Origin of the sequence: Shinella granuli (genome assembly GCF_004341885.1) — a bacterium.
Lineage (GTDB): Bacteria > Pseudomonadota > Alphaproteobacteria > Rhizobiales > Rhizobiaceae > Shinella > Shinella granuli.
In genome coordinates, this window is record NZ_SLVX01000002.1 from 286101 (window position 1) to 309161 (window position 23061).

Here is a 23061-nt window from a genome sequence, read left to right on the forward strand (position 1 = left end):
CCATCGCCTGGCCAGGGCGCGAAGGCGCCGCGTGGATCCTCGGGGTCAAGCCCGAGGATGAGGAAAGAGGGGCAGCATCTCCTCCCCGCTTTCACCGCGGGCTTGCTTGCGGATCCACGCCTCACCCGCAGCCCCAAAACAAATGAGCCGGCAAAGCCGGCTCATTGTCGTTATCAGGCTTCGTCGCCTTCGCCGTCGGCTTCCGGGTCGAAGAAGTCGGCCGCGGTCAGGGCGTCTTCGTCAACGCCGTAGATGGCGTCGGCCGAGGTCAGGCTTTCGCCCTTGGCCTGGCGCTCGGCTTCGTCGGCGGAGCGGGCAACGTTGACTTCGATGGCGATCTCGACTTCGGCGTGCAGGTGCAGGACGACCTTGTGCAGGCCGATCGCCTTGATCGGGGTGTTGAGCTCGACCTGGTTGCGGCCGACGTTGAAGCCTTCGGCAGCCAGCGTCTCGATGACGTCGCGGGCAGCGACCGAGCCGTAGAGCTGGCCGGTTTCGCCGGCGGAGCGGACGATGACGAAGGACTTGCCGTCGAGCTTCTCGGCGACCGTCTGGGCTTCCGACTTGCGCTCGAGGTTGCGGGCTTCGAGCGTCGCACGCTCGGATTCGAAGCGCTTCTTGTTGGCTTCGTTGGCGCGCAGCGCCTTGCCGAGCGGCAGCAGGTAGTTACGGGCGAAGCCGTCGCGAACCTTTACGGTTTCGCCCATCTGGCCGAGCTTGGCGATGCGTTCGAGGAGAATGACGTCCATGTGAGAGTTCCTTTCGTGACGTTCAGGGATTCTGGTTCTTGTTTTTCGCCGGGCCGGCGGGCGTCAGCGCGATGGTGCGCCGCGTGTCCATCAGGCCCAGGACGAGGATGGCGAAGACCGGTATCGTGAAGAGCAATACCGAGAGATATGCGAACCACAGGGCAAAAAGCCGCCACGGCTTGCCGCGCGTCCTGAAATGCAGGCTCGCGAAGCCGGCAAGCACGAAACCGGCCCCGAAGGTGCCGCAGACGAGCGCGCCGATGATCGCCGGCACGCCGCCCATGAAGGCGAGGACGAGGCCGGCGAGGAAGAAGAAGATCGCGTTGCGGTGCATGCGCAGCGTCGAGGGCATGTCCTCGCGGGGGCGAAGGCCGCGGCCGGACAGGCGCACGATGAAGGTCGCGACGTAGTAGGCCGCAAACAGCAGGAACACCCACAGCGCGCCCTGCACCAGCGGCAGCGCGAGGGCGAAGATGGCTTTCAACTGCGCGACGGCGGCGGCGTCGGGATTGTAGAGCGGCTCCTGCGCCTTCAGCGTCTGGATGACGATGTCGACGAGCTGGCTCGCCATGGCGCTGTCGTAACCGACGATCGCGCCGACGGCGATCATGCCGAGCGTCACCATGACGGCAAGGTGCGCAAGGATGTTGGACAGCGGATACCAGGCGAGCGCGTCTTCCGGGCCGCCGAGTTCGGAAGCGGGGCGCGCCAGATTCGCAAGGTTGGAAAGCCAGCCGGCCGGGATCAGCGTGATGATGACGATCAGAAGCGCGAAATGCGAGGAGACCAGCATGGAGGCGGTCGCGCCGCCGGCGACGACGGCGATCAGCGCGCTGGCATTGCCCCAGCCGAGGCCGGCAATGAGAATGGGAAGGGCGGACGCGGCGTAAAGCACGATCGCCAGCGTCGACTGCGCATTCGCGCTCAGCGAAAGCAGAGCGGCGGTCACACCGGCAATCAGGCCGGTCGCAATCGATGTCGGCGTCAGGGTCTTCACGGCTTCGCTGTCCTGTCTGGTCAGACAGTTAGAGGAGTTTCCTGACAAACCTGTTCAGGACCGTCTCCCCAACATGGGATTTTGACCTTTCTCAAGGTCGGCGGCTCCGATCCGCGCCCAACGCGGAAGGGAAAGGGGGAAGGCGGCAGGGCCGTCTTCCCCGGAGTCAGGTGTCCCGGCCCGACGTCGAGTCAGGCCGCAGAGTCACGTCCTTACGCTACGACGTAGGGCAGCAGGCCGAGGAAGCGGGCGCGCTTGATCGCCTTGGCGAGCTCGCGCTGCTTCTTCTGGGAAACGGCCGTGATGCGGGACGGAACGATCTTGCCGCGCTCGGAAATGTAGCGCGACAGGAGACGGACGTCCTTGTAGTCGATCTTCGGAGCGTTTGCGCCCGAGAAGGGGCAGGTCTTGCGGCGGCGGTGGAACGGACGGCGTGCCGGAGCGGAAGAAACATCAGCCATTGTAATAAACTCCTTCTGCTTCGATTACGCGCGGTCTTCGCGGGCCGGACGGTCGCCACGCGGCGGGCGGTCGCCGAAGTCGCGGCGCGGACGGTCGCCGAAATCGCGGCGCGGGCCGCGGTCGTCGCCGTCACGACGCGGACGGTCGTCGCGGTCGCGCTTCTGCATCATGGCCGACGGGCCTTCCTCGTGGGCTTCCACGGCGATGGTCATGTAACGAAGAACGTCTTCGTTGATGCGCATCTGGCGTTCCATCTCGTGGATGGCGGCGGCCGGAGCGTCGATGTCCATCAGCGCGTAATGCGCCTTGCGGTTCTTCTTGATGCGGTAGGTGAGGGACTTGAGGCCCCAGTTCTCAACCCGGCCGACCTTGCCGCCGAGCGATTCGATCACACCCTTGTACTGTTCGACGAGAGCGTCGACCTGCTGGGCGGACACGTCCTGGCGGGCCAGGAAGACATGTTCGTAAAGAGCCATGTGGCTTTGCCTTTCTTGCGTTTACACCCGAAACCGGCGCCAAGCCTCAACGACAGTTCTCAGGGGCTTCAAGAAGCCCGAAGCAAGAAAAGCGTTTAATCCAGACGGTCGAGAGCGGAGACACGGGAGGCCGGAGCCCTTGGCTCCAACGGCGGTTTCTTAGGACCGCCGGCCCTCCGTTCAGCCACCAGCCGATTGACCGGGTGTGTTGAACAGCGCGCCTTATACGGGTTTTCCGGCCGAAAGCAAGACCCGGAGCAAAATACAAGACCCGAGACCGGAACGCGCTGCCTCGTTTTGCAACAGGCTGGAACCAAAAGGAAGACGCCGCGTTGTTCATTGCGATCCAACCAGATACCCAACCAGATGGAGTGACCGACATGCAAGACCCGAACCTTGTCAATCGTCCCCCGGAAGATCGCATCACGCGCCCGGTGGATGATCGCGGACCGACCGTCGTGAACCAGAGCAGCGGGAGGGGCACGGGCGGCTGGGCCGTGGCCGTCATCCTTGCCGTGCTCGTCGCCGTGGGCATCTTCTATTTCGTCGGCAGCGGCACGCCGGGTGACGGCGTCGACCCGAACGCCAACACGTCGGCCATCGGCACCACCGACACGGCGCCGGCCGACGGCACGGCCACGGATGGCCAGGCGGGCGGTGCCACCGGCACGCAGCCGCTGGAAAGCCAGCCGGACGGCGGTGTCGAGGGTGGTGCAACCACCACAAACCCGTAACGTCACCCGCATGAGGCAAAAGAAAAACCCGCCGGAAACGGCGGGTTTCTCGATTCTCGGTTGAGCCTGCCGCGTGGATCCTCGGCTCAAGGCCGAGGATGACGGAGGGAAGGCAGAGGCTTCCGATGCATTGAACGGTGCGGCATGCGGCACCCTTTCCTGCGATCCTCTTGCCTCGCTTCTTTCGTCATCCTCGTCCTTGAGGCGAGGATCCACGCGGCATCCCAATACTTTACGCCATAAGCATTCGCTTCACATCGGCGCGGGATAGAGCCGGTGGATGCGGCGGATGCCGTTCAGCACGTCGGGCGGGAGCGTGACGTCCGCCGCGCCGATATCCGTCTTCAATTGCTCCATCGACGTCGCGCCGATGATGACGGAGGCCATGAAGGGCCGTGTCAGGCAGAAGGCGAGGGCCATCTGGGCGGGGTCGAGCCCGTGCTCCTTCGCCAGCTCCACATAGGCGCGCACGGCCGGCTCCTGCAGCGGCTGGTAGCGGCCGCCAAGGTCGCCGTTCTTCGTCAGGCGCGAGCCCTCCGGCCGGGCGCCGTCGAGATATTTGCCGGTCAGGAGCCCTGCGGCGAGCGGCGAATAGGCGAGCAGGCCGATATCCTCGTGGTGCGAGACTTCGGCAAGGTCGAGGTCGTAGGCCCGGTAGAGCAGGTTGTATTCGTTCTGGATCGAGGCGACGCGGGGCAGGCCCTTGTCCTCGGCGAGCGTCAGCATCCGCATCGTGCCCCAGGCCGTGTCGTTCGACAGGCCGAGCGCCCGCACCTTGCCGGCCTTCACGAGGTCGCCGATGGTTTCGAGTATCTCCAGAAGCTCGGCGGCGACCCTTTCGCGGTCCTGCTTCGACGGGTCGTAGCTCCAGGCGTTGCGGAAATGGTAATGCCCGCGGTTCGGCCAGTGTAGCTGATAGAGGTCGACATGGTCGGTCTTCAGGCGCTGGAGGCTGCCGTCGATTGCTGCGAGGATGCCCGCGCGGCTCATCGGCGCGCCGTCGCGGATATAGGGGCGGCCGGGCCCGGCGACCTTGGTGGCGAGGACGACCTTGTCGCGGTTGCCGCGCGCCTGCATCCAGGCCCCGATGAAGCGTTCGGTATCGCCGTAGGTTTCGGCGGAAAGCGGGGTCGTCGGGTAGAGTTCGGCCGTATCGATAAAGTTCACGCCCTGGGCGAACGCATAGTCGAGCTGGTCGTGCGCGTCCTTCTCGCTGTTCTGCGAGCCCCAGGTCATCGTGCCGAGGCAGATTTCCGACACACTGATGCCGGTCCGGCCAAGCGGATTGTATTTCATGGGAGGAGAAATCCTGTTGTGGGAACGGCGCGACTGTAGGCGGCTCTCTTTGCGAAGCGCAAGATGCAAAGCGCCTTTTCCCTGTGCGAAGGCCTTGGAAATGCCGGCTTCGGGGTGCCTGAAGCCCGCCGCACGCCTTGACTCGCCGGGCCGGAATGTGAATGGAAAAGAAAACATGAGACGGGAGACACCCCTATGAGCGTAGCATTCACCTTCCCCGGCCAGGGCAGCCAGGCCGTCGGCATGGGCAAGGATCTCGCCGAAACCTTCCCCGAGGCGCGCGCCGTTTTCGCGGAGGTCGACGAGGCCCTCGGCCAGAAGCTTTCCGCCATCATGTTCGAGGGGCCGGAAGAAACGCTGACGCTGACGGCGAACGCCCAGCCGGCGCTGATGGCCGTGTCGATCGCCGTCATGCGCGTGCTCGAGGCGCGCGGCCTGTCGCTGAAGGACCAGGTCTCCTATGTCGCCGGCCATTCGCTCGGCGAATATTCGGCGCTCTGTGCCGCCGGCACCTTCACGCTGGCCGATACCGCGCGGCTGCTGCGCATCCGCGGCAATGCCATGCAGTCGGCCGTGCCGGTGGGCGAGGGCGCCATGGCCGCCATCATCGGCCTGGAACAGGCGGATGTCGAAGCCGTCTGCAGGGAAGCCTCCACCGGCGGCAGCTGCCAGATCGCCAATGACAATGGCGGCGGCCAGCTCGTCATCTCCGGCTCCAAGCCGGCCGTCGAGGTCGCCGCGCGGCTCGCGACGGAAAAGGGCGCAAAGCGCGCGCTGATGCTCACCGTCTCCGCGCCCTTCCATTCCGCCCTGATGGGCCCGGCCGCCGAAGCCATGCGCGAGGCGCTGGCGGGCGTTTCGGCGAAGGCGCCGGTCGTGCCGGTCGTCGCCAATGTGCGCGCCGCGCCGGTGAGCGACCCCGACGAGATCGTGCGCCTGCTCGTCGAGCAGGTCACCGGCCAGGTGCGCTGGCGCGAGACGGTCGAATGGTTCGCGGCGAACAACGTCAACACGCTTTATGAAGTCGGCTCCGGCAAGGTGCTGACCGGCCTCGCGCGCCGCATCGACAAGTCCGTCACCGGCATCGCCATCAACGGCCCGGCGGATATCGACAATGCGTTGTCGGCACTGATCTGAGGAATTAGGCAATAGGCAATAGGCAATAGGGTCTGGAATCGGCTTCGAATGAGCATCCCTATTGCCTAATTCCTACTGCCTAATTCCTGTTTCCATTCGCTCAACACACAGGAGCCTATCCATGTTTGACCTTTCCGGCCGCAAGGCTCTCGTTACCGGCGCTTCCGGCGGCATCGGCGAAGAGATCGCCCGCATCCTCCATGCCCAGGGCGCCATCGTCGGCCTGCATGGCACGCGCGTCGAGAAGCTGGAAACGCTTGCCAATGAACTCGGCGAACGCGTCCACATCTTCCCAGCCAACCTTTCCGACCGCGCCGAAGTCAAGGCGCTCGGCGAGAAGGCCGAGGCCGAGCTCGGCGGCGTCGACATCCTCGTCAACAATGCCGGCATCACGAAGGACGGCCTGTTCGTGCGCATGAGCGACGACGACTGGGATGCGGTTCTGGAAGTGAACCTCACGGCCGTCTTCCGCCTGACGCGCGAGCTCACCCACCCGATGATGCGCCGCCGTTACGGCCGCATCATCAACATCACCTCCGTCGTCGGCGTCACCGGCAATCCCGGCCAGGCGAACTACTGCGCCTCCAAGGCCGGCATGATCGGCTTCACCAAGTCGCTGGCGCAGGAGATCGCGACGCGCAACGTCACGGTCAACTGCGTCGCCCCCGGTTTCATCGAAAGCGCCATGACCGGCAAGCTGAACGACAAGCAGAAGGAAGCGATCATGGGCGCCATCCCGATGAAGCGCATGGGCACCGGCGCGGAAGTCGCCTCCGCCGTCGCCTATCTCGCCTCGTCGGAAGCGTCCTACATGACGGGCCAGACGCTGCACGTGAACGGCGGCATGGCGATGATCTGATGCAGGGCCAAGTGCCCGGCGTTGCAGCATGAATAGCATGTTGACCGCTGGCGCGCCGGGCATTTTCGGACTTTGCGGCAGACTTAAACCGTGTTAATCGGGCCATGACTGTCAGCAGTCGACCGGTAAATGCCCGAGCGATCCGGTGGTACGGAACAGTATCGCCGATGCCGCATTGCCAGTTGAATGGCCCGGTTGAAGGGATTGCCGGATGTGTTCTTGAGGCACATCGGGCGTGTTGAGTGTCCGGTGCCGTGACAGGCGCCGATCAAAAACAAAGGTCGAGGAATCCGACATGAGCGATATCGCAGAACGCGTAAAGAAAATTGTCATTGATCATCTGGGCGTTGACGCCGAAAAGGTCAGCGAAGGCGCAAGCTTCATCGATGATCTTGGCGCGGACTCGCTCGACACCGTCGAACTGGTCATGGCGTTCGAAGAAGAATTCGGCGTCGAGATCCCGGACGATGCCGCCGACTCGATCCTGACGGTCGGCGACGCCGTCAAGTTCATCGAGAAGGCCCAGGCCTGATCTGACTTCCGGCGGGCCGCCTTTCGGGCGGTCCGTCCCGGTCCCGCCCGGGACCGCACCTCCTCTTGGGGCAATAGATATAGAATACATAAGGGTGGATCACGGACGATGAGGCGTGTCGTTATCACGGGTACCGGCATGGTATCCCCGCTTGGCTGTGGCACCGAAGTTACCTGGAGCCGGCTTCTCGAAGGCCGTAGCGGTGCCGCCAGGGTGACCACCTTCGAGGTCGACGACCTCCCCGCGAAGATTGCCTGCTCGATCCCGCTCGGCGACGGCACCGACGGCACCTACAATGCCGACCAGTGGATGGAGCCGAAGGAGCAGCGCAAGGTCGATCCCTTCATCGTCTACGCCGTCGCGGCCGCCGACATGGCGCTGGCCGATGCCGGCTGGCACCCGAAGACCGACGAGGACCAGATCGCGACCGGCGTGCTCATCGGCTCCGGCATCGGCGGCCTCGATGGCATCGTCGAGGCCGGCTATACGCTGCGCGACAAGGGCCCGCGCCGCGTCTCGCCCTTCTTCATTCCCGGCCGCCTGATCAACCTCGCCTCCGGCCAGGTCTCGATCAAGCACAAGCTGCGCGGCCCGAACCATTCCGTCGTCACCGCCTGCTCGACGGGCGCGCACGCCATCGGCGACGCCAGCCGGCTGATCGCGCTCGGCGACGCCGACGTGATGGTGGCGGGCGGCGCCGAATCGCCGATCTGCCGCATCGCGCTCGCCGGCTTTGCCGCCTGCAAGGCGCTCTCGACGGAGCGCAACGACGACCCGACCGCCGCCTCGCGCCCCTATGACAAGGACCGCGACGGCTTCGTCATGGGCGAGGGCGCCGGCGTCGTCGTCCTGGAAGAGCTGGAACACGCGAAGGCGCGCGGCGCGAAGATCTATGCGGAAGTCGTCGGTTACGGCCTTTCCGGCGACGCCTATCACATCACCGCCCCGTCCGAGGACGGCGACGGCGCCTATCGCTGCATGCAGATGGCGCTGAAGCGCGCCGGCATCCCGGCGAGCGAGCTCGACTACATCAACGCGCACGGCACCTCCACCATGGCCGACACGATCGAGCTCGGCGCGGTGGAGCGCCTTGTCGGCGATGCCGCCTCGCGCGTCTCCATGTCGTCCACCAAGTCGGCGATCGGCCATCTCCTGGGGGCCGCCGGTGCGGTCGAGGCGATCTTCACCGCGCTGGCGATCCGTGACAATATCGCTCCGCCGACGCTGAACCTCGACAATCCCGACGTCGAGACGGCGATCGACCTGGTGCCGCACAAGGCCCGCAAGCGCGAGATCAACGTGGCGCTGTCCAATTCGTTCGGCTTCGGCGGGACGAACGCATCGCTGGTTCTCAAGCGCTACGCCTGAACGCCGCCGGCAAGCCCCGTCACCCGCCTGCCGGCACCTTCTCCCCGCGGGGGAGAAGGGGAGAACCGAGACGCCGCATCCTCCCTTCCTTCTCCCCCGCCGGGAGAAGGTGGCCCGAAGGGCTGGATGAGGGGGGCGGCTCGGAGCATCGATATATGCAGCGGGTTCATCCCGCTTTTGCCGTATTGCTCTGATCGATAGCATCGAGCAATGCCCGAACATGAGGACAGTCCGTGAGCGACACGAACGAACCCGGCGAGACGCAGTTTGGCCGCGGCGAGGCCTCCGGCCAGTCGCGCATCATCCCCAAATCCGCCAACGAGGCCCTTCGGCCGGAGCAGGTGCCGCAGCCGCCGAGCCGTCGCCGCTCGCGCAAGGCGCGCAGCCAGATCGTCATCTTCCTGAATTTCGTCATGACCGTGGTCGTCTTCGCCACGATCATCGGCATCGGCATCTTCTATTACGGCGTGAAGAGCTATGAGGAGCCGGGCCCGCTGACGGCCAACACGAACTTCATCGTGCGCGCCGGCGCCGGCACGAACGAGATCGCGGCCAATCTCGAGCGCAACAACGTCATCACCGACAGCCGCGTCTTCCGCGTGCTCTCGCGCATCTATCTCGACGGCGAGACGCTGAAGGCCGGCGAATACGAGATCAAGGCCGGCGCGACGATGCGCGAGATCGTCGAACTCCTGAAATCCGGCAAGTCGATCCTCTACAGCGTCTCCGTGCCGGAGGGGCTGACGGTCAAGCAGGTCTTCAAGCGCCTGCAGGACGATCCCGTGCTCGAAGGCGACCTGCCGGCGGACCTGCCGGTCGAAGGCTCGCTGATGCCCGACACCTACAAGTTCTCGCGCGGCACCAAGCGCGCCGATATCCTTCACCAGATGCAGGACGCGCAGAAGGCGCTGATCGACCAGATCTGGGAGCGCCGCGACGACAACCTGCCGATCGCCACGCGCGAGGAATTCGTCACGCTCGCCTCGATCGTCGAGAAGGAGACGGGCCGGGCCGACGAGCGGCCGCGCGTCGCCTCGGTCTTCCTCAACCGCCTGGACAAGGGCATGCGTCTGCAATCCGACCCGACGATCATCTACGGCATCTTCGGCGGCGACGGCAAACCGGCCAACCGCCCGATCTTCCAGTCGGATCTCGAAAAGCAGACGCCGTTCAACACCTATATCATCAAGGGCCTGCCGCCGACGCCGATCGCCAATCCGGGCCGGGCCGCCCTGGAAGCGGTCGCCAACCCTTCGCGCACGCCGGACCTCTATTTCGTCGCCGACGGCACCGGCGGCCATGTCTTCGCCGAGACGCTGGAAGAGCACAACCAGAATGTCCGCCGCTGGCGCAAGCTGGAAGCGGAAAAGGCGGCCGAGGCCGCGAAAGAGGCGGAAGCCGCGGGGTCGCAATAAATACCCTCCATTCTTGCAGGACGGCCCCGGTATCCCCGGGGCCATCTTGTTTTCAGGGGCATGCCTTCCGGCTCATCCTCACCTTTGATGTGGATCGCGCGACGTTCCATACGCTGCCCGGTTTCCAACCCCGTGAAACTGCTCCACTTTGGGAGATGGTTTTGCGCGCCTGCCGCGCGTTTCGGCTGCCCCGCCTTCCGGTTCGACCTGCCGTCGCCGGGCGCCACTGGAGGACGACATGACATTGCAATCGATGACCGGCTTTGCACGGGTCGAGGGAACCAGCGGGCGCACGCGCTGGGCATGGGAGCTGCGCTCGGTCAACGGCAAGGGCCTCGACATCAGGCTGCGCCTACCGCCCGGCTTCGAGGCGCTGGAGGGCGACGTGCGGCGCCTTGCCGGCGAAAGCCTTGCGCGTGGCAACCTGCAGATCGGGCTTTCCGTGAGTGTCAGCGAGGCGCAGGTCGAGGCGGTGGTGAACCAGGGCGCGCTTGCCGCGGTGCTGGCGCTGCGCGAGCAGCTGGCCGGCATGATCGATCCGGCGCCGCTCAGGCTCGATACGCTGCTCACCGTGCGCGGCGTCGTCGACTTCCGCGAGACGGACGAGAGCGAGGCCGAGCGCGCGGCGCGCGATGCCGATATCCGCGCGGGGCTGTCCGAGGCGATCCGATGTCTTGCCGAGATGCGCCGCAAGGAGGGCGCGGCGCTCGCCGGGGTGCTGCTCGGCCAGGTCGCCCGCATCGAGACGCTGACGGCGACCGTCGAGGCCGATCCCTCGCGCAGCGTCCCGGCCATCGCCGAGCGGCTTTCCGCGCAGGTCGCCACGCTCCTGCAGGGAACGACGGCGCTCGACCGCGACCGCCTGCACCAGGAAGTGGCGCTCATTGCCACCAAGGCGGACCTGCGCGAGGAGATCGACCGGCTGAAGGCGCATGTCGCGGCGGCGCGCGAGCTGATCGCCGAGGGCGGACCGATCGGCCGCAAGCTCGATTTTCTCGCACAGGAATTTAACCGGGAATCGAATACGATCTGTTCCAAGTCGAACGCCGCTGCTGTAACGGCTGCGGGTATCGAACTGAAGGTCGTCATCGACCAGTTCAGGGAACAGGTCCAGAATCTGGAGTAGGCCATGGCCGAGCCGTCGAAGCATATCCACATCGAACGCCGCGGGCTCATGCTCGTCATCTCCTCGCCGTCGGGCGCCGGCAAGTCGACCATCGCGCGCAACCTGCTGGAAGCCGATCCGGGCCTCAGCCTGTCGGTCAGCGTCACCACGCGCCAGCGCCGGGCGAGCGAGATCGCCGGCCGCCACTACCACTTCATCAACCACAAGGAATTCGAGCGGCTGCGCGACAGCGACGCGCTGCTCGAATGGGCCGAGGTGCACGGCAATTTCTACGGCACGCCGCGCGAGCCGGTGGAGGAGGCGATGTCCGCCGGCCGCGACATGCTGTTCGACATCGACTGGCAGGGCGCCCAGCAATTGCAGGAGAAGATGCCGGCCGACGTCGTCTCGATCTTCATCCTGCCGCCCTCGATGACCGAGCTGCAGTCGCGCCTGCACCGCCGGGCCGAGGATACGGAGGAGGTCATCCAGACGCGCCTTGCCAATTCCCGCGCCGAAATCGAGCACTGGCGGGAATACGACTATGTCATCCTCAACGACGACCTCTCCGTCGCCTTCGATGCCGTGCAGAGCATCGTCAAGGCCGAACGCCTGCGCCGCGACCGGCGGCACGGGCTGTTCGAGTTCGTGACCAAGCTGGTGACGGAGAAGCCGGTTTTGTAGGCGTTCGTCCGCATCCTCTTTACGCGGGATTGCCCCTCACCCTAACCCTCTCCCCGCAAGCGGGGAGAGGGGACTTGCCAAACGAACGGTATTGGTTGGGGAAACCGGCGCGGCATATCCCTTCGCCCCGCTTGCGGGGAGAAGGTGGCCGGCAGGCCGGAGGAGGGGCTGGTCCCTAAACCTTACAGCGCGTTCGCCAGCCGCACGAATTCTTCCACGCTCAACGTCTCCGCCCGCCGCTGCGGGTCGATATCGGCGCGGGCCAGCAGGGCCTCGCCGCCGAGCGACTTGACGCTCTGGCGCAGCATCTTGCGGCGCTGGCCGAAGGCGGCGTGGGTGACGCGCTCCAGCGCGGCGACGTCGCAGGGCAAGGGGTTTGCCACCGGCTCCAGATGCACGACGGAGGAGGTGACCTTCGGCGGCGGCGTGAAGGCCTGGGGCGGCACGTCGAAGGCCATGCGGGCATGGGTGCGCCAGCCTGAGAGCACGCCGAGCCGGCCGTAATGGTCGTCATTCTCTTCCGCCACGATGCGCAGGCCCACCTCGCGCTGGAACATCAGCGTCAGCGAGTCCCAGAAGGGCGGCCAGGCCTTCGGCAGCAGCCAGTTGACGAGAAGTTGCGTGCCGACATTGTAGGGCAGGTTGGCAATGATGCGCACCGGCTCGCCCGGCGCCAGCGCCTCGAAATCCGTCTTCAGCGCGTCCCCTTCGATGACCGTCAGGCGGCCCGGATAATGCTCCGAAATCTCCGCCAGCGCCGGCAGGCAGCGCGCGTCGCGCTCGATGGCGATCACCCGCTTGGCGCCGAGCGCCAGGATCGCGCGCGTCAGGCCGCCCGGGCCGGGGCCGACCTCGATCACCGTATGGTCCTCGATCGGGCCGGCGGTGCGGGCGATCTTCTGGGTGAGGTTGAGGTCGAGCAGGAAGTTCTGGCCGAGCGCCTTCTTCGCGTCCAGCCCGTGGCGCTGGATGACGTCGCGGAGCGGCGGCAGCCCGTCGAGTGCGGCCATCAGGCGGTCTCCTTCGCGGCCCGTTCATGCCGGGCGAGGTCGTGGGCAAGGCGGAGGGCGGCAAGCAGGCTGTCGGGCCTGGCGATGCCCTTGCCGGCAAGCGAAAAGGCCGTGCCGTGGTCCGGCGAGGTGCGGATGAAAGGCAGGCCCAGCGTGGCATTGACGGAATCGTCGAAACCGAGCGCCTTGGCCGGGATCAGCGCCTGGTCGTGATACATGCAGAGCGCCACGTCATAGGTGGCGCGGGCGGCGTCGTGGAACATCGTGTCGGCCGGCAGCGGGCCGACGGCGTCGATGTCGGCCGCCTTGAGCCGCTCCACGGCCGGGCGCACGATGGCGTCGTCCTCAAGGCCCAGCGCACCGCCTTCGCCGGCATGCGGGTTGAGCCCGGCAAGGGCAAGGCGCGGGCGGGCGATGCCGAAACGCCGGCGCAGGTCCCGTTCGGTGATGGTGGCCGTTTCCACGATCAGTTCTTCCGTCAGCGCGTCAGGCACGTCCTTCAGGGGAATGTGGATGGTGACGGGAACGCTGCGCAGCTTCGGCCCGGCCAGCAACATGACGGGCAGGGCCTGCCGGCCGGTCGCCTTGGCGGCGAGGTCGGCGAGGAATTCCGTGTGGCCGGGAAAGCCGAAGCCGGCATCGTAGAGCACGGCCTTGGCGATCGGGTTCGTCACCACGGCGGCGGTGCGGCCGGCAAGCGTCAGGGCGACCGCGGCCTCGATCGCACCGGTGATGGCGGCGGCATTGCGGGAATCGGGTGAACCGGCCACGGCCGGCACGGCGCAATCGCAGGCAAGCACCGGCAGGGCGTCCGGGAAGAGGGCTGCCGCCGTCTCAGGCTCCGCCGCCGCGACGGGAACATCGAGCCCGAGGGCGACGGCGCGCGCGCGCAACACCGCGGCATCGCCGATGAAGAGGAAAGGCGGCAGGGACAGCGTCTTGCAGGCCGACCACAGGGCGAGCGTGATATCCGGCCCGATCCCCGCCGGATCGCCCATGGTGAGCGCCAGCGGAGGAAAACTTGTCGTCGTCATGGGGCCCTGCCGTCAGCGGGTTGGAGGAGGAACGTCCCGGCCGCGGCGCCCGTGGCGGGCGCGGGCCGCGGCTCCGGCATCAGCGTTCGGTGATCGTCGCCTTCTTGCGCAGTTCGGCGATGTACTTCTGGCTGTTCTCGTCGCCCTCGTTGCCCTTGGCCTTGCTGAGGTCCTCGGCGCGGAAGACCATCTCGGCCGCCACGTCGTCGTTGACTTCGCGCTTCTTGCAGATGGCGAGATATTCGACGCCGCGCTCGGTGACGCGCGTGCCCGTCGTCATGCCGTTCGCCTTCTCGACGAGCGGCTTCCAGTCCTCCGGCATTTCCGGCGCCAGCACGCGGCCGAGGTCGCGGATCGAGACGTCGCGCATGGTGGCGGCGAAGACCTTGGCCTGCTCGCAGCCGGGGAACTTCGAGCGCGAGGCTTCCGCCTCCTGCTTGCGCTTGCCGAGAATGGCGTTGCGGCGCTTCTCCGGCACGACGAAGATGACCTGCTTGAGGAAATATTCGGTGGTGACCGGCTTCTTGCCGCCGTTCTCCTGCATGCGCTGGACGAGCGTCTTGCTGTCCTTGGCGGCGCCGTAGCGGGCGTTGACGACGCGCGGCCAGCTCATCTGGATGGCGATATACTGCTTGAAGTGATCCGAGCCGACGCCGGCGCGGCTGAGGATCTCGCCGAGCTGCTGGACCGACATCTTGTTGGAGGCGGCAAAGCGGGCATAGGCGGCGTCCACCTCGGCGCTGCTGACGGACATCTTGAGGCGCAGGATCTCGCCGCGCTTCAGCACTTCGTCGATCATCTGCTCGCGGGCCTTGGCGCGCAGATTGCCGCCAGCGCGCTGCAGGCGAAGGAAGGCGGCGCGGCGCTCGATCTCGCCTGACGTGACCGGTGTGTTGTTGACGACGGCGACGATCCCGCTCGCCGCCTGGACCGTGCCGGCCGGAACCGCGATCGTCGCCGCGGCGACAAGCGCCACGCCCATCATCATGGAGCGAACCAGAGAGTGTCTGCCCGTCATGCCAGTCCCTTTCCCAAACCCGTTTCGCGCGCACCGGTATCGTTCGTGCGGGAATGCCGTCCATGCAGGCGGCCTTCACCGGCGGGCGTTTCTCCCGGATGTGCATAATACATGCGGCCAAACGATGACAAGAGCGCGGCAGCGCTTACTCGAAGCCCGTCAGCGTCGTGTCGCCGACATTGATGTCGCCGAGCGTGCGGAACATCAGCCGCGCGCCGATAGACCAGTCGTTCGCCGTCGTGCCGGATTTGTCGCGCGTCTGCTCGTAGACGATCGAGAAGACCGTGTCGCGATCGTCATAGGAGAAACCGATGCCGTTGCGCGACAGGCTCTGGCGCTTGATGTCGTAGGTCAGCGACCCGAACACCGACCAGTAGTCCTCGAACTTGAAGGCCGCGGCGCTCTGGATTTCGCTGGAATCCTCCGCCAGGCCATAGGCCGGCTGTGCCGCGATGCGCGTATAGGTGATTTCCGTCTCGAAGCGGGCGCCATCGAAGCGCACCGAGGTGTCGGCGCGGCGCATCGAGAAGTCGTCCTTGTCGAGGCGGGCGCTGTGGGCGAACGACAGGCCGTTCGGCAGGTCGATGCCGGCCATGCCGACATAATCGGAGGAATCCGTCTCAAGGCCCGAATTGGCGCCGGCATTGACGAGGTCGGGCGTGGCGAAGGAGTTCACGCCGCCGAGATGGAAGGACTGGCCGATGATCGAGCGCAGGCGAAGGCCGTTGTCGAAGGTGCCGGTATAGCGCAGGCCCAGATTGGCGCGCGAACCGCCCTCGATCCGGTCGAAGCCGGAGAACTTGTCGCGTTCGAAAAGGTTGGTGGCGTCGAAGACGAAGCTCTGGGCGTCCTCGTTCGGCAGGCCGCCGGCATGGTCCTCGTCCGGACGCAGGTAGATCTGCGCGATCGGCTCGAAGAGATGCGTGCTGTAGTCGGTCGTCGCGAGGATCGGATAGCGCGCCTCGAGGCCGGCGGTCAGCATCGTGCGGGTCGCACTGTTGTCGTCGACGTAATTGCCGGCATAGCCGAGGCCGGGATCGCTCATGTCGAGGCGGTGGATGTCGCCGCGCGCCGCCAGCAGCGGGGTCAGCACGAGGCCGCCCGGCACGACGAACTGGCGCCGCCATTCGACTTCGCTGGTCAGCCGCGTCGTGCCGCCGGCAAGGCCGCGGAACCGGTCGTTGCCGCGCACGCTGTAGGCGTCGCGCAGGTCCCGCTCGACATTGGTGATGTTCGTGGTGATCGACAGCTCGCCGCCAAGCACCGGCTGCGGCACGATATATTCGTGGTCGAGCGTCTGGGCGATCGCCTGCTTGCGCTCCAGCCGGTCCTGCGGGTCGGCGTCCTGCACGTCGAAATAGAAGGAACGCAGGTCGAAGACGTTCCGGTCGCCAAGGCCGGTCAGGTAGATCTGGTTGACGTGGATGCGGTCTTCCAGGCCGTCGAGGTCGTAGGTGCGCGAGAAGTTGTTGTCGGTCTGCGCCATGACATCCCAGCCGAAGGACCAGCGGGGATTGATCCTGAAGCGGCCTTCGGAAGCGACCATGCCGCGGAAGTCGTCGCGCCGGTCGCTCGTGCCGCGCGTGAAGACGCCCGGGTTCCACTGGTCGATGCCGGCGGCACGCAATGTGATCTGGCCGTTGTGGAAGCGCTTGCGGAATTCACCCTCGACGAGGAAGCCCTGACGGGTCAGCACGGTCGGCGAGAGCGTCGCGTCCATGTCCGGGGCGATGGCGAAGTAGTAGGGCGTCGTGATGCCGAGGCCGAGCTTCTGCTCGTAGCTGAACTGCGGGAAGAGGAAACCGCTCTTCCGCTTGACCGTATGGTCAGGCACTTCCAGCACGGGAATATAGGCGATCGGCTTGCCGAACATCTCGAAGCGGGCGCGTTCGAGGCGGATCGTCTTGGTGCGGCCGTTCTGCACGACGCGCTCGGCCTTGATCTGCCAGAGTGAGCGGTGCGTCGGGTTGGTGGCGCAGGGCGTGCAGGCGGTATAGACGGCGTGGTTGAGGATCATCTCCTCGCCGTTGACGCGCTCGCCGCTGGTCGCCGCCAGCTTGGTGAGGTCCGTGGTCTCGATGCGCAACGCATTGACGAAACCGTTGGCGAAATCGTCCGACAGGTCCATCTCGTCGGCATAGACGCGGTTGCCGGTCGGCTCGATGAGTTCGATATTGCCGTAGGCCGTCAGCCGGCCGGTGTTCTGGTTGTATTCGACCTGGCGGGCGACGAGCTTGTAGCCGCCATAGTTGATCTGCACCGCGCCGCGGGCGATCACCTTCTCCGTGTCGTTGTTATAGACGAGCTCGTTGGCCGCCAGCAGCAGCTTGGCATCGTCGGGGATCTTCGGCTCCATCGACTGGATGTCGGGCGCCTGCGCCCGGGCGGGAAGCGTGCAGGCGGACACGATGGCGCACGCGGCCGCACCTGCAAGCAGGGCGGCTCTCAACCACCGATTCGTTTTGCGGTCGCCTACCGCCACTAGCCATCCTCCTGATGGAGAAGAATCGTCGCGCCCAAGGACATTGCGACGACCACGGGGAGCCAGGCCGCAACGAACGGAGGTACAACACCGCTGCTTCCGAATGCTTTCACAAGCACGGTGACGACATAAAGCATGAAGCCCGACAGGATTCCACCCAGAATCACCGCACGCGATTGATTAAACCGGCTAAATTTTAATGATACACAGGCTGCGATCAGCGTCATGGCAACCAGAAGCAGCGGCAGCGACAGCAAGGAATGGAACTGCGTTTCCATCGCATCCGTGGGGAATCCGAAGGACTTTGCCGCCTCGATCTTGCGTCCAAGGCTCAAAAACGGAATGGATTCAGGCTTTTCGAGGCTCTCCTGAACGAATTCCCGTTTCAGGTTGGTACGAAGCTGTACCTCGTCGAGACGGACCGGCAATTCGCCGTTGCGCGTCTCGTGCACGTTCTTAAGCAACCAGTAACCATCTTCCAAGGTCGCCGAATCGGCATCCTGCCGCAGAACGATGCGGCCGTCGGGATCGAAGTGGATGACGGTAACGTTCACAAGGCGCGTGCCGCCGTCGAGAACCGCCTTGGCGCCGATGATCGCCTGGTCGTCGCCATGGATCTGGCGCAGCCATGGCACGGCGGTCTCGGTGCGCGCGGCGTTGCTGGCGCCCCAGCCCGCTTCCAGCTCCGCCGCCTTCTTGGCGCCCCAGGCGGCGATCGGGTTGATGGCGAGCACGGCCGCGATGCCGAACAGGAAGGCGCCGATGATGAAGGGGCGCAGGAACTGCCAGGCCGAAATGCCGGCGGCGCGCGTGACGACGAGCTCGTAGCGGCGGTTGAGCGAGATCAGCGCCGCCATGCCGGCAAAGAGCGCCACGAAGGGCACGGTCTGCATCAGAATCATCGGGATGCGCAGCGCCGTCACCAGCAGGCCGCTCGTCAGCGTATAGCCCGGCAGCACGCCGACACGGTTCGACATCTCGCTGAAATCGATGATGAAGATCAGCGAGAAGATGCCGAGCAGGAACCAGATGGTGGTGATGATGTAGCGGCGGAAGAAATAGAAGCCGAGCGTCGGTATCATGGCGTGCCGCCCCCGCCGGTGGAGGGAGAGCCTGCCCGCGTGAAACGCGCCAGCAGCCGGTCGCGCAGGTCCGCCAGCCGCTCGCCCAGCGTCACGGGAATGTCGAGGCTCTTGTTGCGTCCGAGATAACGGATCGCCAGCGCCGCGGTGATGACGGGGATGAGATACATGATCGGGATATAATAGGGGGATTCGTCCGCATTGTTCGATGCGTAGAAGCTCGCCCAGCGCACGAAGAGGGCGGTCAGCAGCGCCGTGATCATCGGATGCACGCGCGCCTCGCGGTGCGAGCGCGCATCGCCGCTGACGACGAGCGCGATGAGGCCGAAGACCGCCGGGAAGAGCCATTCGGTGAAACGGCGATGGATCTCGGCGGTGAAGGCGCCGGGATTCTTCTGGTATTGCGGATCGGTGGGATCCGGATCGAAGAGATAGATGAGGTCGCGATCCTTGGCCCTGATGTTGGATTTGCCGACGCTCTGGGTGAGGTCGGCAAGGTCGAAGGCATAGGAATCGAACTTGATGATCGAGACGTTGCCGTCGGGCAGCTTGCGGTGCACCTCGCCGTCCTTCATGACGAGCGCCGAGCTGTTCTCGTCCACCGCGCCCTCGCGGGCATAGTAGACGAGCTCGAAGCGCGGGTCGCGCGTATCGGCGACGAAGAGGCCGCCGAGCACGCCGCCATTGCGCCGTTCCGCCACCTGCACGTAGAGGCCGTCGGTGATCTTGCGGAAGGTGTTCTCCTGCACGACGGCGGACAGCATGTCGGCATGGGCCGTCGCGATCATCTTGCGCACGGCGGTGCGCGAATAGGGCTCGACGAAATTGTCGACGGCGAAGGAGACGAAGCTCATCGCCACCGCAAGAATCATCACCGGACGGATGATCGTCGCCCGCGACGCGCCCGCCGAGTTCAGCACCGTCAGCTCCGAATCAGAGTTCATGACGGTCAGCGTCTGCGACACGCCGATGACCAGCGCGAAGGGCAGGATGATCGGGATGACCGAGGGCAGGACCAGCGATGCCAGCTTCAGGAAGGCGAAGATCGACTGGCCGCTGTCGGTGACGAGGTTGATGCTGCCGAGCGCCTGCGTGACCCAGACGATGCCGAGCAGGGGCACGAGCGTGGCGACGAACATGAGCGACGCCCGCCGCAGGATATAGCGCTCGATCAGTTTCATCGTTTCGTCCGCGTTTCCGACAAGCGGCTCCGGCCTCGTGCAGGGGCACCCATCGGAACAGCCATGGGCATATAAGCTTTCTTCAGGCTGATGCCATAGGCGGGAGTCTCTCCGGCCGAGGAAAATTTATGGCGAACAAGCATGCCTGACAATCTGTAAACAAGGTGCCGCATCTTGCCAAGCGCCGCAAAAGCGACAAGGAATTGATGAGATTGGCGGCCTCCCGGGCGGGACGACAGGCCTGCCGGCATTATATTCGGAGTAAGTCATGGCTTCCAGATTCGACATCGGTTTCGCAAAGACGGCACGCGCTTCGGGCGGCCTTGCGATCCTCCTGCAGATTGCGAGCGAGACCGCCGCCGGTCTCGGCGAGGTCGATCCGGAAGGTGTCGTCGCCCGTGCGGCGGGCGTCGCGAAATTTTCGGGCAAGGCCCTGAAGACACTCGACGTCCTGGCGCCGCATGGCGCGCCCGTGGACCGCATCCTCGTGCTCGGCCTCGGCGAAGCGGAAAAACTCGTGGCCCATGACTGGCTGAAGGCCGGCGGCGCCGCCGTCGCCAAGATCGGCCGCGCGGAGAAGGCGACGATCTATCTCGATGCACCGGGCGTCACCGTGACGGCGAAGAACGCCGCCGATTTCGCCCTCGGCCTGCAGCTCGGCGCCTACAGCTTCGACACCTACAAGACGAAGAAGGGCGAGGACGACGAGGCGAAGAACGGCAAGCCCGTGAAGGTGACGATCGTCACCGCCGTCGCCAGCGCCGCCAAAAAGGCGAACGAGGTGTCCGATGCCGTCGCCGAGGGCGTGATTCTCGCCCGCAATCTCGTCAACGAGCCGGCCAACGTGCTCGGCCCTGTGGAATTCGCCGACAAGGCCAGGGCGCTGGAAAAGCTCGGCGTCGAGGTGGACATCCTCACCGAGCGCGAGATGAAGAAGCTCGGCATGGCCGCGCTGCTCGGCGTCGCGCAGGGCTCCGTGCGCCCGCCGCGCCTTGCGATCATGCAGTGGAAGGGCGGCAAGGAGAAGGACCGGCCGATCGCCTTCATCGGCAAGGGCGTCGTCTTCGACACGGGCGGCATCTCCATCAAGCCGGCCGCCGGCATGGAGGACATGAAGGGCGACATGGGGGGCGCCGCCGCCGTCATCGGCCTCATGCACACGCTCGCCGCCCGCAAGGCGAAGGCCAATGTCGTCGGCATCCTCGGCCTTGTGGAAAACATGCCGGACGGCAACGCCCAGCGACCCGGCGACATCGTCAAGTCGATGTCCGGCCAGACGATCGAGGTCATCAACACCGATGCCGAAGGCCGCCTCGTGCTGTGCGATGCGCTCTGGTACTGCAACGAGACGTTCAAGCCGCAGTTCATGGTCAACCTCGCGACGCTGACCGGCGCGATCCTGGTCGCGCTCGGCAGCCATCATGCCGGCCTCTTCTCCAACGACGACACGCTCGCCGCGCGCCTCACCGCCGCCGGCCTCTCGACGAACGAGCGCCTGTGGCGCATGCCGCTCGGCCGCGAATACGACAAGATGATCGACAGCAAGTTCGCCGACATGAAGAACACCGGCGGGCGCCATGCCGGCTCGATCACCGCCGCGCAGTTCCTGCAGCGTTTCGTCAAGGACACGCCCTGGGCGCATCTCGACATCGCCGGCACGGCCATGGGCTCGCCGTCGGACGAGATCAACCAGTCCTGGGGCTCCGGCTTCGGCGTGCGCCTGCTGGATGAGCTGGTGCGCGCGAACTACGAAGGGTGAGGAGAGGGTGAGCGAGGTCCTCTTCTACCACCTGACCGAATCGAAGCTCGAGGACGCGCTGCCGCCGCTCCTCGACAAGAGCCTCGAACGCGGCTGGCGCGTCGTTGTGCAGACCGGCGACGCGGAGCGGCGCGATGCGCTCGACACGCATCTGTGGACCTTCCGCGAGGACAGCTTTCTGCCGCACGGCACCGACGAGCAGGCCTTTCCGGCCGAACAGCCGGTGCTGCTGACGACCGCCGCCGACAATGCGAACGGCGCGACGGTGCGCTTCCTCGTCGCCGGCGCCGCGCCGCCGCCGCTCGACGCCTATGAGCGCGTCATCTTCATGTTCGACGGCTACGACCAGGCGGAGGTGGAGACGGCGCGCGAACACTGGAAGCGCCTGAAAGGCGAGGGGCACCAGCTCACCTACTGGCAGCAGAACAGCGACGGGCGCTGGATGAAGAAGGCGTGAGGGCCACGTTTCGGCCTCCGCCAGTTGCCCCTCACCCTAACCCTCTCCCCGCAAGCGGGGACGTGCCCCTGCCGAACGTCATTGGTTGGGGAAACCGGTGTGGCACATTTCCTTCTCCCCGCTTGCGGGGAGAAGGTGGCCGGCAGGCCGGATGAGGGGCTTCCCCCGGCGCCTCAATCGAAAAACGCCTCGACGAACTTGCGCCGCCCCAGCATGAAGGCATCGGCGACGTGGCGCAGCGGCGCGAGGTCGACATCCGATTTCCCGGCCTTCACCAGTTCGGCGAAGCGCCTGTAGAGCATCGGATATTCCTGCTCCGGCTCCGCGTGCACCAGCTTGCCGTCGATGGAGAGCTTCGCGCCGCCCTCCGACAGCACCATCTCCCCGGCGTCCGTCTGCGCAACGATATCCCAGCTCTGCTTGCCGGTCTGCCGCCAGTCGAATTCGGCGGCAAGGTCGAGGCCCCTGGCTTCGGTGAAGGTCAACGCGGCGGCAATCGGCGCGTCGCGGTTCTCGGGGAATTCCAGCGTGGCCGCGGTGAGGAAGACCGGGCGCGGCAGGATGTGGGTGACGATGGAGAGCGCGTTGATGCCCGGATCGAAGACGCCGAGGCCGCCCGCCTGCCAGATCCACTCCTGGTTCGGATGCCAGTGGCGCACGTCCTCCTTCCAGATCACCCGCATGGAGCGGATCGTCGTGCCGGCAAGGAAGGCCTTCGCCGCTTCGACGGCCGGGGCATAGCGCGAATGCCAACTGGCGAAGAGCGTGAGGCCCCTGGCGGCGGCGAGCGATTCGAGGTCGGCGACCTCGGACAGCGTCGCGCCCGGCGGCTTTTCCAGGAAGACATGCTTGCCCGCCGAAAGCGCCTTTTCCGCCGCCTCGTAGCGGTATTGCGGCGGCATGCAGAGCGAGACGGCCTCGATGGCGGGGACAGCGGCCAGCATCGCGTCGATCGAGGTGAAATTGTCGATCCCGTCGACCATGCCCTGGCGGCTCGCAGCGGCGATAAGCTGGTAGTCGCCGTTCTTCGCCACGGCCGGAAGATGCTGGTCACGCGCGATCTTGCCGACGCCGACGATTGCGAGATTGATCGGGGACATGGCTCCACCCTCATTTGTATGATGATTGGGCGCTGTTGTAGCAGAACGGCCGTCGGGGGCAAGGGCGCCCATGCACGCATATCTGCCTACCGTTTGTGCAATGCGGCCGAAGCCATATTCGTCT

22 protein-coding genes are annotated in these 23061 nt (G+C 65.8%); 10 read left to right on the forward strand and 12 right to left on the reverse strand.

The window, feature by feature from the left end; translation table 11 throughout:
* Positions 1-173 precede the first annotated feature (173 nt).
* The 4 genes from rplI to rpsF form a co-directional block, all read right to left on the reverse strand.
* On the reverse strand, positions 174-749 hold the full coding sequence (rplI, locus tag EV665_RS04565; RefSeq protein WP_064329644.1) for a 50S ribosomal protein L9: 576 nt from the start codon (positions 747-749) through the stop codon (positions 174-176).
* 22 nt (positions 750-771) lie between these two features.
* Positions 772-1746: a YybS family protein gene (locus EV665_RS04570; protein ID WP_064329645.1), complete on the reverse strand. Its 975-nt coding sequence runs from the start codon at positions 1744-1746 to the stop codon at positions 772-774.
* Between the two features lie 212 nt (positions 1747-1958).
* The gene (gene rpsR, locus EV665_RS04575; RefSeq protein WP_023515801.1) at positions 1959-2207 is read right to left on the reverse strand and encodes a 30S ribosomal protein S18; all 249 of its coding nucleotides are present in this window, start codon (positions 2205-2207) and stop codon (positions 1959-1961) included.
* A 24-nt stretch (positions 2208-2231) separates the two neighbouring features.
* On the reverse strand, positions 2232-2684 hold the full coding sequence (gene rpsF / locus EV665_RS04580; protein WP_023515802.1) for a 30S ribosomal protein S6: 453 nt from the start codon (positions 2682-2684) through the stop codon (positions 2232-2234).
* A 380-nt stretch (positions 2685-3064) separates the two neighbouring features.
* On the opposite strand from rpsF, the gene EV665_RS04585 reads away from it, so the two are divergent.
* Positions 3065-3418: a hypothetical protein gene (locus EV665_RS04585; protein ID WP_133033245.1), complete on the forward strand. Its 354-nt coding sequence runs from the start codon at positions 3065-3067 to the stop codon at positions 3416-3418.
* A 252-nt stretch (positions 3419-3670) separates the two neighbouring features.
* Here EV665_RS04585 and EV665_RS04590 read toward each other — a convergent pair whose 3' ends face one another.
* Positions 3671-4714, reverse strand: coding sequence for an aldo/keto reductase (locus tag EV665_RS04590; protein WP_133033246.1), 1044 nt, complete (start codon positions 4712-4714; stop codon positions 3671-3673).
* Between the two features lie 195 nt (positions 4715-4909).
* Between EV665_RS04590 and fabD the strand changes: the two genes are divergently transcribed.
* From fabD to gmk, 7 genes are all read left to right on the forward strand, one after another.
* A complete protein-coding gene (gene fabD, locus EV665_RS04595; protein ID WP_133033247.1) occupies positions 4910-5851 on the forward strand; it encodes an ACP S-malonyltransferase in 942 nt (313 codons plus the stop codon).
* A gap of 121 nt (positions 5852-5972) precedes the next feature.
* Positions 5973-6710 (forward strand): 3-oxoacyl-[acyl-carrier-protein] reductase, encoded by a 738-nt coding sequence (fabG, locus tag EV665_RS04600; protein ID WP_064329649.1) that lies wholly within the window; start codon positions 5973-5975, stop codon positions 6708-6710.
* A gap of 295 nt (positions 6711-7005) precedes the next feature.
* Positions 7006-7242: an acyl carrier protein gene (locus EV665_RS04605; protein WP_003531676.1), complete on the forward strand. Its 237-nt coding sequence runs from the start codon at positions 7006-7008 to the stop codon at positions 7240-7242.
* A 108-nt stretch (positions 7243-7350) separates the two neighbouring features.
* Complete coding sequence (fabF, locus tag EV665_RS04610; RefSeq protein ID WP_133033248.1) at positions 7351-8610, forward strand: beta-ketoacyl-ACP synthase II; 1260 nt, start codon at positions 7351-7353, stop codon at positions 8608-8610.
* A 233-nt stretch (positions 8611-8843) separates the two neighbouring features.
* A complete protein-coding gene (gene mltG / locus EV665_RS04615) occupies positions 8844-10025 on the forward strand; it encodes an endolytic transglycosylase MltG (RefSeq protein ID WP_064329651.1) in 1182 nt (393 codons plus the stop codon).
* 238 nt (positions 10026-10263) lie between these two features.
* Positions 10264-11151 (forward strand): YicC/YloC family endoribonuclease, encoded by an 888-nt coding sequence (locus EV665_RS04620; RefSeq protein ID WP_133033249.1) that lies wholly within the window; start codon positions 10264-10266, stop codon positions 11149-11151.
* 3 nt (positions 11152-11154) lie between these two features.
* Positions 11155-11814 carry a guanylate kinase gene (gene gmk, locus EV665_RS04625; protein ID WP_064329653.1) on the forward strand — a complete coding sequence of 220 codons (660 nt, stop codon included), beginning with the start codon at positions 11155-11157 and terminating at the stop codon, positions 11812-11814.
* A 182-nt stretch (positions 11815-11996) separates the two neighbouring features.
* Here the strand turns inward: gmk and rsmA are convergent, their stop codons facing one another.
* The 6 genes from rsmA to lptF form a co-directional block, all read right to left on the reverse strand.
* Complete coding sequence (gene rsmA / locus EV665_RS04630; RefSeq protein ID WP_133033250.1) at positions 11997-12824, reverse strand: 16S rRNA (adenine(1518)-N(6)/adenine(1519)-N(6))-dimethyltransferase RsmA; 828 nt, start codon at positions 12822-12824, stop codon at positions 11997-11999.
* Positions 12824-13858 carry a 4-hydroxythreonine-4-phosphate dehydrogenase PdxA gene (gene pdxA / locus EV665_RS04635; RefSeq protein ID WP_133033251.1) on the reverse strand — a complete coding sequence of 345 codons (1035 nt, stop codon included), beginning with the start codon at positions 13856-13858 and terminating at the stop codon, positions 12824-12826. The genes rsmA and pdxA overlap by 1 nt, the downstream gene beginning before the upstream one ends.
* A 79-nt stretch (positions 13859-13937) precedes the next feature.
* Positions 13938-14876, reverse strand: coding sequence for a SurA N-terminal domain-containing protein (locus EV665_RS04640; protein ID WP_133033252.1), 939 nt, complete (start codon positions 14874-14876; stop codon positions 13938-13940).
* Between the two features lie 145 nt (positions 14877-15021).
* Positions 15022-17358: an LPS-assembly protein LptD gene (locus EV665_RS04645; protein WP_064329657.1), complete on the reverse strand. Its 2337-nt coding sequence runs from the start codon at positions 17356-17358 to the stop codon at positions 15022-15024.
* Complete coding sequence (gene lptG, locus EV665_RS04650) at positions 17358-18440, reverse strand: LPS export ABC transporter permease LptG (RefSeq protein WP_064329658.1); 1083 nt, start codon at positions 18438-18440, stop codon at positions 17358-17360. Before lptG ends, EV665_RS04645 begins: the two co-directional genes overlap by 1 nt.
* The gene (lptF, locus tag EV665_RS04655) at positions 18437-19621 is read right to left on the reverse strand and encodes an LPS export ABC transporter permease LptF (RefSeq protein ID WP_064329659.1); all 1185 of its coding nucleotides are present in this window, start codon (positions 19619-19621) and stop codon (positions 18437-18439) included. The genes lptG and lptF overlap by 4 nt, the downstream gene beginning before the upstream one ends.
* A 268-nt stretch (positions 19622-19889) precedes the next feature.
* On the opposite strand from lptF, the gene EV665_RS04660 reads away from it, so the two are divergent.
* Both EV665_RS04660 and EV665_RS04665 read left to right on the forward strand, forming a co-directional pair.
* Positions 19890-21380: a leucyl aminopeptidase gene (locus tag EV665_RS04660; protein WP_133033253.1), complete on the forward strand. Its 1491-nt coding sequence runs from the start codon at positions 19890-19892 to the stop codon at positions 21378-21380.
* 7 nt (positions 21381-21387) lie between these two features.
* Positions 21388-21837 (forward strand): DNA polymerase III subunit chi, encoded by a 450-nt coding sequence (locus EV665_RS04665; RefSeq protein WP_064329661.1) that lies wholly within the window; start codon positions 21388-21390, stop codon positions 21835-21837.
* Between the two features lie 173 nt (positions 21838-22010).
* On the opposite strand, the gene EV665_RS04670 is transcribed toward EV665_RS04665, so the two are convergent.
* Positions 22011-22937, reverse strand: coding sequence for a Gfo/Idh/MocA family protein (locus EV665_RS04670; RefSeq protein WP_133033254.1), 927 nt, complete (start codon positions 22935-22937; stop codon positions 22011-22013).
* Positions 22938-23061: the final 124 nt, after the last annotated feature.